At 69.8% G+C, this 8,961-nt stretch carries 9 protein-coding genes; 3 read left to right on the top strand and 6 right to left on the bottom strand.

The window, feature by feature from the left end:
* The 3 genes from HNV26_RS28815 to HNV26_RS28805 form a co-directional block, all read right to left on the bottom strand.
* The coding region (locus HNV26_RS28815) for a DedA family protein (protein WP_171444030.1) at positions 1-568 on the bottom strand (568 nt) is incomplete at its 3' end.
* 24 nt (positions 569-592) lie between these two features.
* Complete coding sequence (locus HNV26_RS28810; protein WP_171444029.1) at positions 593-1,750, bottom strand: AI-2E family transporter; 1,158 nt, start codon at positions 1,748-1,750, stop codon at positions 593-595.
* 136 nt (positions 1,751-1,886) lie between these two features.
* On the bottom strand, positions 1,887-2,411 hold the full coding sequence (locus HNV26_RS28805; protein WP_171444028.1) for a phage tail protein: 525 nt from the start codon (positions 2,409-2,411) through the stop codon (positions 1,887-1,889).
* A gap of 670 nt (positions 2,412-3,081) precedes the next feature.
* Here HNV26_RS28805 and HNV26_RS28800 point away from each other — a divergent pair.
* Complete coding sequence (locus HNV26_RS28800) at positions 3,082-4,647, top strand: DUF7151 family protein (protein ID WP_253817152.1); 1,566 nt, start codon at positions 3,082-3,084, stop codon at positions 4,645-4,647.
* Between the two features lie 87 nt (positions 4,648-4,734).
* Here HNV26_RS28800 and HNV26_RS28795 read toward each other — a convergent pair whose 3' ends face one another.
* Positions 4,735-5,244, bottom strand: coding sequence for a GNAT family N-acetyltransferase (locus tag HNV26_RS28795; RefSeq protein ID WP_171444026.1), 510 nt, complete (start codon positions 5,242-5,244; stop codon positions 4,735-4,737).
* 165 nt (positions 5,245-5,409) lie between these two features.
* Between HNV26_RS28795 and HNV26_RS28790 the strand changes: the two genes are divergently transcribed.
* Together HNV26_RS28790 and HNV26_RS28785 are read left to right on the top strand one after the other, a co-directional pair.
* Positions 5,410-5,928 carry a hypothetical protein gene (locus HNV26_RS28790; RefSeq protein WP_026114062.1) on the top strand — a complete coding sequence of 173 codons (519 nt, stop codon included), beginning with the start codon at positions 5,410-5,412 and terminating at the stop codon, positions 5,926-5,928.
* A 411-nt stretch (positions 5,929-6,339) separates the two neighbouring features.
* Positions 6,340-7,095 (top strand): DUF1338 domain-containing protein, encoded by a 756-nt coding sequence (locus HNV26_RS28785; protein WP_171444025.1) that lies wholly within the window; start codon positions 6,340-6,342, stop codon positions 7,093-7,095.
* A 7-nt stretch (positions 7,096-7,102) separates the two neighbouring features.
* Here the strand turns inward: HNV26_RS28785 and HNV26_RS28780 are convergent, their stop codons facing one another.
* Both HNV26_RS28780 and HNV26_RS28775 read right to left on the bottom strand, forming a co-directional pair.
* Complete coding sequence (locus HNV26_RS28780) at positions 7,103-7,693, bottom strand: GNAT family N-acetyltransferase (RefSeq protein ID WP_171444024.1); 591 nt, start codon at positions 7,691-7,693, stop codon at positions 7,103-7,105.
* A 23-nt stretch (positions 7,694-7,716) separates the two neighbouring features.
* Complete coding sequence (locus HNV26_RS28775) at positions 7,717-8,946, bottom strand: OmpA family protein (protein WP_171444023.1); 1,230 nt, start codon at positions 8,944-8,946, stop codon at positions 7,717-7,719.
* Positions 8,947-8,961: the final 15 nt, after the last annotated feature.

Here is an 8,961-nt window from a genome sequence, read left to right as displayed (position 1 = left end):
CCCCCACCGCCAGCAGGGCCGCCGTCGTGGCCAGCACCAGCAGGTGCTCGGCGCGCGCCGCCCCTTTCGCCACCGCGTCCACGCTGTGCGAGAAGGCGTACCCCAGCGCCACCAGCACCGGGGCGCTGAGGCACAGCGCCAATACGTCCCACATCAGGAAGTCGCGCAGCCGCATGCCATGCACTGCGGCCATGATGAACACCGCCCCGCGCAGTACTGAGAGAAAGCGCCCCACGAAGATGCAGCGCCCGCCGTGGCGTGCGTAGAGCTGGGCCAGTCGCTCGCGGCGTTCCGGCGGCAGGAGCTTCTTCATTCGTGGATGCTCGTACAGCGCGGGCCCCAACCTTCGGGCGGTGAGGAAGAGGGCCGTGTCGCCGCAGAGCACTCCGGCCACCGCGACCGCGATCGCCAGGGCGATGGGCAGGACGTCCCGGTGCGCGAGGATGCCCAGCGACAACAGCACCAGGTCCTCTGGAATGGGAACCCCCAAGCCTCCGGCGACCAGGGCGGCGAAGAGCAGGGCCGCTGTGCCATGGGTCAGCAGCCATGGGAGTGGACCTGCGGCCATCGTGTCCCCCTTTCAGGGCGTCATTCAGGTTTCGCGGGGGGGGATTGTGCGCGCCGCCCTGCGCTCCTGCCGGAAGAGGAGGACCTCGCGGGAGATGATTTGAAGGGTCGCGGCCACGGGCACCGCCACCACCGCGCCCACGATGCCGGCCAACTCCGCGCAGAACAGGACTGCCAGGAGGACGAGCAACGGATTGACGTGGACCGTACGTCGGAAGACGAGCGGGGCCAGCACGTTGCCCTCGAGGGGCCCGTACAGCAGGAAGTAGGCGAGCGCGACCGCCGCCGCCCAGACGCCCTGCGTGGCCCACGTCAGCAAGGTGATGATGCCCCCAGCAATGAGCGGCCCCACGTAAGGGACCAGGCTGGAGAAACCACTGGCGATGCCCAGGGGCAGGAAGTACGGCAAGCCCAGGAGCGCCAGCGTCACCGTGGTCAGGGTGGCGTTGATGGTACAGATGAGCGCCAGCCCGGACAGGTAGCCGCCCGTGGCGCTGTAGACGTTGTGGAGGACCCGGACGTACCGCATCCGGTGCTCGGGGCCGACCAGGGCCAGCCCCCTGCGAATCAGGTCTCCTCCGAATGTCAGCATGAACACGACGAGGAAGAAGACGGTGAGGGCCGAGATGACCACCCCCACCACGCCTCCGATGGCTCGGATGAGCAGCGCAGGCAGGGCGCCGGTCGCGAGCCGGGGCGTTGCTTCCTCCAACCGCCGCGCCCAGCCGAGCGACTGCAGCCGGTCGCTGAGCACCTGGATGAGCCGAGAGCTCCGCAGTTCCGCCATCAGCTGCGGCCACTGGCGAACCAGGGCGTCCAACTGGTCCGCCGCGGCGGGAATCACGAGCAGCGCGAGGGCGGCGACGACGATTAGCAACGCCGTCATCACCAGGGCGATGGCGGCCAGTCGAGGCAGCCTGCCGCGCTCCAGTCGCGCGACGCCATGTTCCAACGCGAGCGCCAGGATGGTGGCGATGCCCGTCAGTGTCAGGGCCACCCGCGTCTTCGCCACGAAGGTGACGAGTACGACCACCGCGAGCACGGAGGCGCAGACGGTGAACACCGTCGTCGGTGTGACTTGCGAGCGTTGCCCCCCGCCGTCTCGCTCCGCCACCACCGCCCACGCTCCCGTCCCGTAACGCTGCCCCCGACGTGTCCACCCTGCCGGGAGCGGGCTACCCACCCCGCAGTTCAGGGTCGTTGCGGACCTGGAAGGGGTGGCTCGTGGGGATGGACTCGCGGCGGCCGCCCGCGTGGCCCCACTGCGCCTCGCACGCGTGAATGGAGCGAGGCGCTGAGCCCTTGGGACTCACAGTGCGTCAGTTGCGCGACGGGTAGATGCCTTCCAGCGCGATGATGAAGTTGATGCACAAGAAGGGCGACATGTTGTTGTGCGGCTGGCTTCCCCCCGCGACGCCGATGGCCGCGGGGTTCATGGTCCCGTCGATGGGGGCAGCCCGGTAGTTGAGCACGGTCGCCGTGGAGTCCGCCGCGAGCACGGTGCCAATGGGTGTTTCCGTATCGCCGTGCTGACTGCTCACATTCAGGGTGTGATTGTGCGCCGGCATCTGCGTCGAAATCAGCGTCACGGTTTCAGTTCCACCCTGTTCGCCCAGCGTGCGGGGCGACAGGCCAGGGCCCTGGCCCGGTTGCATGGGGTAGCGGCCACGCAGGTCCGGCAGGGCGAACGTCGTCTGCCCATTGCCTCCATAGGTGGTGCCAAGAATGGAGAAGAGCGCCGAGTTCTGGGCGATGGAGAGAAGCTGCCCTTGGCAGAATGCCCAGCCCCGCGGAGCGAAGTTGCCTGCGAACATCATGATCTGACCGATGAAGGGCTCTGACACGTGCGTCTACCTTTCGAGGAGAGGACTGCCTGACTGCGCCTGCTGCGCTTCCTCCCTGAGCAAACACCCGGCCAGCGCTGAAAGCGCGCGTGTTTCATGTGCGGGTAACGGCGGCATGCAATGAAACGTGAGACGCGGTGCCTCCATGTCTCGCTGTGTCACGCTCGCTCGTGCGTCCGATACAGACGCGCATGCGTCCGGCCCAGACGCCGCTGCGGATCCGCGTGCCGATGAAACGCGGGTGCGTCTGACCCGGACGCTGGGGCAATGTCTCGTGGGTTCTCTCCCGCGAGAGAATCTGCCCGGTTACCGCCGAACCTCTAGGGCGCGCCCCGGTCTTCTTGGCGTGGCGTGCGGCTTGCTCAGAGGCCCGCGGCGTGATGTTCCACGACGAGGAGGCCGGCAGATGACGCATGAGAACTGGCGACGCCCGCTGTATCAAAAGTGGTTTCAGGCGCTTCCGTTGACGGCGCTGCTGGTGCTGTCGGCGTGTCAGGAAGGCACGCCGGGACCGCAGGGGCCGCAAGGTCCCGCGGGCGCAGAAGGTCCTCCGGGAGCCGAGGGGCCCGCGGGTCCCCAGGGCGAGCTAGGTGCGCCTGGCGCTACGGGCCCCCAGGGGCCGCAAGGTCCTCCGGGCCCGGCAGGCGGGCCGGAGGGACCTCCGGGACTGATGGCGCTGGTTCGGACCGACTCCGAACCCTCCGGTGAGAACTGCGCCCAGGCGGGTGTGGTGGTGGAGACGGGCATCGACCTCAACCGGAACGGTCAGTTGGAGGATGAGGAGGTCGACGCCTCGCTGACCCGTTTCGTGTGCAACGGAGCACAGGGGCTCGTGGGGCCCGAGGGGCCGCAGGGCGCCATGGGCCCGCAGGGCCTCCGGGGTGAGCAGGGCGTGCAGGGGCCAACCGGTCTTCAAGGTGAGACGGGCGCGCAGGGGGAGCGGGGACCGGAGGGGCCCGCTGGCGCGGTGGGACCTGCCGGGCCGGCGGGACCGCAGGGCTCCGTAGGACCTGAAGGCCCGGTGGGCCCAGCGGGCGCCACGGGTCCCCAGGGTGCGGTCGGTCTGGGCACGGTGACGCGGACCACTGTGGAGCCGGCGGCCGGCAACTGCGCCACCGGTGGCGTGCGGCTGGAGATGGGCGTCGACGCCAACCGCAATGGGACGCTGGATGCCGGCGAGGAGAATGTCGCGCTCACCCGCTTCGTGTGTAACGGGCCGATGGGACCGCAGGGCGCGCAAGGTCCCGAGGGCGCGACGGGACCTGCGGGGGACCAGGGCCCTTCGGGACCGGTTGGTCCGCAGGGCCCGCAAGGCCCGCAGGGGCCCACGGGCTCGCTGGGCGCCTACGGTGACGGATCGGCTGGGGCGTACAACGTCCCCAGCGGCAACACCGTGGATCTGACCACGGCCGCTGGCTACGGCACGTTGGCCGGCCGGCAGCACCTCCAGTTCACCAACGTCACCATCTCCGGCACGCTGATTGTCCCGAGTGGAACGGTCATCCGGGCCTCTGGCGACGTCACCGTCAACGGTACGATCATCGTGGACCCCAGTGCCGAGGACAACGGAACCGGGCCTGCGGAGGCGGGCGTGGCGCGTGCGGCCGCAGGCGAGCCCCAAGGAGGGCGTGGGCTGTTGCCGCTCCAGGCCGCGCAACTCCTGCGCCCCGGCGGCCTGGGAGGCGGCGCGGGGGCCAAGCAGCTCGGTGTGACCGGTGGCCGGGGGGGCGGCTCCCTGGTCATTCTCGCGCAGGGAGCGATCCGCATTCCCCCGGGGGGCGCCATCAATGCCAATGGTGAGGCTGGTGGAACCGCCGCCAACCTGCCCGGCTCGGGCGGTGGCGCGGGGGGCGCCGTCGTCCTCGTGGGCAAGGGCTCCATCACCGTGGGGGGATTCGTCCGAGCGGTGGGGGCCAGTGGTGGCGCTGGCAACAACGCAGGGGGCGCGGGCAAGGGCGGCGGCGGCGGCGGTGGTGGTGGCATCGTTCAGCTCCTCTCCACCACGACGCCCAGCGTGACAGGCGGCATTCTCGTGACCGCGGGTGCCGCGGGCGCCACCGCGAATCCCACGGGCGCAAGCCAGGCCATCTCCGCGGGTGGTGGGGGCGGCGCGTGCGGTGGAAATGGTGGCTCGGGTGGTGGCGGGACGCTGGCCGCGCCTCAGCCGTCCGAGGCGGGGGCCGCCGGATATGACCTCCGGACTGTCACGCCCACGCCGGAGAACGTGTTCCTGTAGGTCCTGGCGGTTTGGGGGGATGCGGGCGGCTCGCGGGCAATCAGCTCGCGGGCCGTTCGTGTTTCCGGAGCATGGTTCCGCTGTGCATCAGTCCTGACGTGGTGCGGGGTTCCACGTCATGGCGACGTAAGGGGCGGCGGCCTCCTCGGGAGGCTCGGCGTCCACCTCGAAGCCCAGGCGCTCGTACAGCCTGCGCGCGGGGTTGGTTCGTAGCACTCGCAGCCGGAGTGGGACGCCTGCTTTCCCGGCCTCGTCCCGCACCTGGGTCAGCAGCCGGGTCCCCACGCCGCTGCCTTGGTGCGTGGGCAACAGGGCGATGTCCACCACCCGCCACGCCGCTGCGTCCTTCGCGACCAGCAGGCGCCCCACGGGTTGGCCTTGGAGACACACCACCTGGTGGTCGGCGCGAGGATGGCGGGCCTCCCAGTCGTGCGACTGCGCCACCCACTGCATGCGGAGGAAGGCGTCGCGCTGTGCGGGCGTCCAACCCCAGCCCGCGAGCTCGGACTCCCGGGTGCTGGCGTACAGCGCGAAGAGGAAGGGGTCGTCCGCAGCCGTCGCGGCGCGCAGGTCAATGGACACGGTGGCGGCCAGCATGGCTCGACGGGCGACGACGCGTCCATCAGCGGACGGCCACCGCGGAGCTCCGTCATCCGCCCAACGGCGGATGCAAGCAGCGGTAAATCCGGACGTCCTCGTAATCGTGGTTGGACGTCAGACCCGGATGAGATTTTCGGGAGCAGTTCCCGAAGGAGCCACACGATGAAGAAGACGCGAGACGAGGCACTGAACCTCCAGGAAGTGGGGGACATGGAGGCGCGGTGGCGGGGCCTCGCCACCCAGTTGCTGGAATTGGGGGACGACGCGATGGATGCGCAGCTGCTGGTGGCCTTCCGCGCCGCGCGTGAAGAAGGGGTGGTGCCTCCCGATGCGGGCTTCTTCCTGGTGGCCCACATCCTCACCGCCATGGCGGACGAGGCGATTGGTGACGAACCCCGCGTGTGCCGCCTGGCGCTGGAGTTGGAGTTGATGGAGCGTGAGTACGGCGTGGAGCAGGGCGTCTGGCTCAGCGGCGAGGAGACTCCACCCGAGGACTGGGAGGCCCTGCGCGCGGCGTATGAGGCCGCCTGCGACGAGGCCCGCGCCACCTTCTTCACGGCCTATGGCGAGGAGGAGATGGCCCGCCTCTACCTGGATGACCGCATCTGCTTCCACCGCCGCTTCGAGAGCGGGCGCCGCTTCTTCCACGGGCTGCCCATGCTTCCCGAGCATCTGCACTGACTCTCAGTTCTCAAATTCTCTCATTCAAATGATGTGAGCCGTCTTTCACGCATCTCAGGCGGAATGTTGCGGCTACAAAGTTTGGATTAGCAGGGCTTCAAGCTAGCTCAACGCTGCGTTGGTGAGGCGGCTTGCGGCGTCCTGGCCTTTTCCTTCGCCACACCCTATTCCGGCGCTCGCTTCCGGGTGGCGGGTGGAGTGGCGGGGAAGAAGTCAATGCATACCATACCCTCGGTGTGAAGACTCGAAACTCCAAGGCGAGTCTTCAGCAGCTTCGCTGCTCGGCGGCGCGCGTCTCTGGCTGAAGTCCCCTCCAAGGATCTGGGGCCGCGCGCCGCCGCTCTTTTTTTCCGCCGGACGGTGGCCCGGGCCGCCACGGCGGCCTTCGGGGGGGCGCTAGATTCGCGCGCCATGACCACCGACTCCGCCCACCGTCTCCTGGACCTGCTGTGGGAGCGCTACGCTGCGGAGGTGCCCTATGCGCGCACCTTCGTGCAGCTCTCCGGGGGCCGTTTTCGCAATGACCACGTCGCGCTCCGCTCGCTGGCCCGGCCTGGTGGTGGCATCGCGCTCTTCTCGCAGCCCTTCATCCGGCTCGGCTGGAAGGCCGCGGGCGCGTACACCTTTCCGGATGCGCACCTGTCCGCCATCTATTTGTCACATCCGGCGGGGCTGCCCCGCATCTTCATCTCCGAACTGAAGCAGGAGGAGTTGTCCCCGCGCGCTCGCGAGCTGCTCGCCCGGCTGCCCGAGGACCCCGCCCCTCCCGAGGACGTGGATGCACTGGCCGCGTGGTTCGGCCCGCCGCCCCCTCCAGACGAGGCCGCGCTGCTGGAGCTGGAGAAGGAGTCCCAGTATGGCGCCTGGCTGCTCGCCTTCGGCCGCAAGGTGAATCACTTCACCGGCTCGGTGGACGACGTGGAGGCGTGGCAGAAGCGCATGCGCGAGACCGGGGTGCCGATGAAGGCCGACATCGAGGGTGCGCCCGGGACGTCGCTGCGGCAGACGGCCACGCAGGCCGCGCCGCTGCCCGTGCCGCTCAGGGGCGGTGGCTCGCGCTCCTGGCCCTACGCCTACTTCGAGATTGCCCAGCGCACGGCGGACTTCGACGGCTTCCTGGGCCCCCAGGCCCGGGCGCTCTTCGACATGACGAAGCGCGGCGAGTAGCCCCGGGTCATCCCCGCCGGCCAGGGGCAATCAGCGCGTTGAGGACGTGGTCGCGCCACTGGCCGTCGATGAGCAGGAGCTCCCGCGCGATGCCCTCCACCTGGAAGCCCAGGCGCTTCAGCACCGCGGCGCTGCGCAGGTTCTCCGGCAGGTGGTTGGCTTGAAGCCGGTGCAGGCCCATGTCGTGGAAGGCGTAGTCACACAGCGCGCGCAGGGCCTCCGTCATCAGGCCCTGGCCTTCGGAGTGGCGGTCCAGGCCATAGCCCAGGTCCGCGGACTGCAACGGGCCGCGGCGGATGTTCGTGAGCGAGATGTTGCCGATGATGGGCGACAGCTGGATGGGCTGGTTTCGCGGCAGCAGGAACACGCGCAGCGACAGGTCGAGCCGGAAGTCCTCGCGGTCCTGCGCCAGCCGCGTGCGCCAGTACGTCACCGAGAAGAAGTTGGCCGGCCGTGCCGGTGACACGGTGGAGACGTGCTCCCGGTTCGCCTCGTGGTACGCGAGCACCCGCCACGCCGCGTCCGGTGGGAGCTGCACCAGATGCAGGCGTTCGGTGCTCAGCAGGTTGAAAACTGCGCCTGGGCCCATGGCGGGCATTCAACTCCGGCGTCCGTTGGATTTCAGCGCCGAGGCGTCGTCGGGGGCTCGGCGCCGCTGCCGCCAGTGGCCTCCTCTCCTCCACGCGGGAGGATGATTTCAACGCGCCGGTTGTTGGCGCGGCCCTCTGGGGTGGAGTTGTTGGCGACGGGGCGGTACTCGCCCAGGCCGCGCACCTGGATGCGGTCGCGACTGACGCCCTGGCTGATGAGGAACTCCCGCACGTGCTCCGCCCGCCGGTAGGACAGGGCTTCGTTCATCGCGTCCGAGCCCATCGAATCCGTGTGGCCTTCGATGACCATGGGACTGTCGGACACCTTGAGCGCGTTGGCCACCTCCGTCAGCTGCTCACGCGCCGTCGGGAGCAGGTCCACGGCGTTCGACGCGAACAGCACCTGCCCTGACATCGTCAGCACCAGGCCTCGCGCCTCCTCGCGGACCTTCACGTCGCGCGCCGTCGACTCCAACTGTGTCAGCGCCTCCGTGGCGCGCCGTTCCGCGTCGAGCCGCGCATGTCGCTCCCGTTCCAGCTCCCGCTCCACCTGGCGCCGTGCCTCCTGCTCCGCTTCCAGCTCCGCCGAGCGCTGGAGCAGCTCGTGGTTCTCCTGGGCCAGGCGCCGGGATTCGGACTCGGCCCGCGCCCGGCGCTGCTCTTCTTCCTGAAGCAGCGTCGTCTTCTCCGCCAGCCGCCGCGACTCCGCCTCCTGCTGCTGGGCCAGCCGCCGCAGTTGTTCCGCCTCGTGCTGGCGCCGCTGGGCATCCATCCGCATGCGCTCGGCTTCCTGCTGCTGCGTCACCGCGTGCTGCCGGGCCTGTTGCTGTTGCTGGAGGGCTTGCAGCCGCTCACGCTCGGCCTGGGCGAGCTGCTGCCGGGCTGCATCCAGCTCCGCCTGCGAGCGCTGCCACTGCCGCGCCTGCGCTTGCTGGAGCGTGGCCTGGGCCTCCGCCTGACGCCGCGCCGCCAGGTCCGCGGTGCCGCGCGCCCCCGCCGTCTCGGCCTTGCGCAACGCCACGTAGGACAGCGAGCGGGTGCGAGGAGAGTCCTGGCTGCGGTCGTACTCCCGCTCGGCTTCCAGCAGGGCATCTCGCGCCGCCGCGACGTCTCGAGGACGCTCTCGGCCCTGGGGGCTGGTGGAGACCTCCTGGTAGGCCGCGCGCGCGTTGAGGAGTTCCTGTGGCGGTGGGGCGTGTGCACACCCCACGGCGGCCAGCGCCGTGACGCCAGCGAGGGCCTTCCATCCACGCTTCAGCATGTCGCTCTCCTGTCG

The organism is Myxococcus xanthus, from assembly GCF_013116825.1.
In the GTDB taxonomy this organism is placed as follows: domain Bacteria; phylum Myxococcota; class Myxococcia; order Myxococcales; family Myxococcaceae; genus Myxococcus; species Myxococcus xanthus_B.
This window is presented reverse-complemented; position numbering and strand designations above follow the sequence as displayed.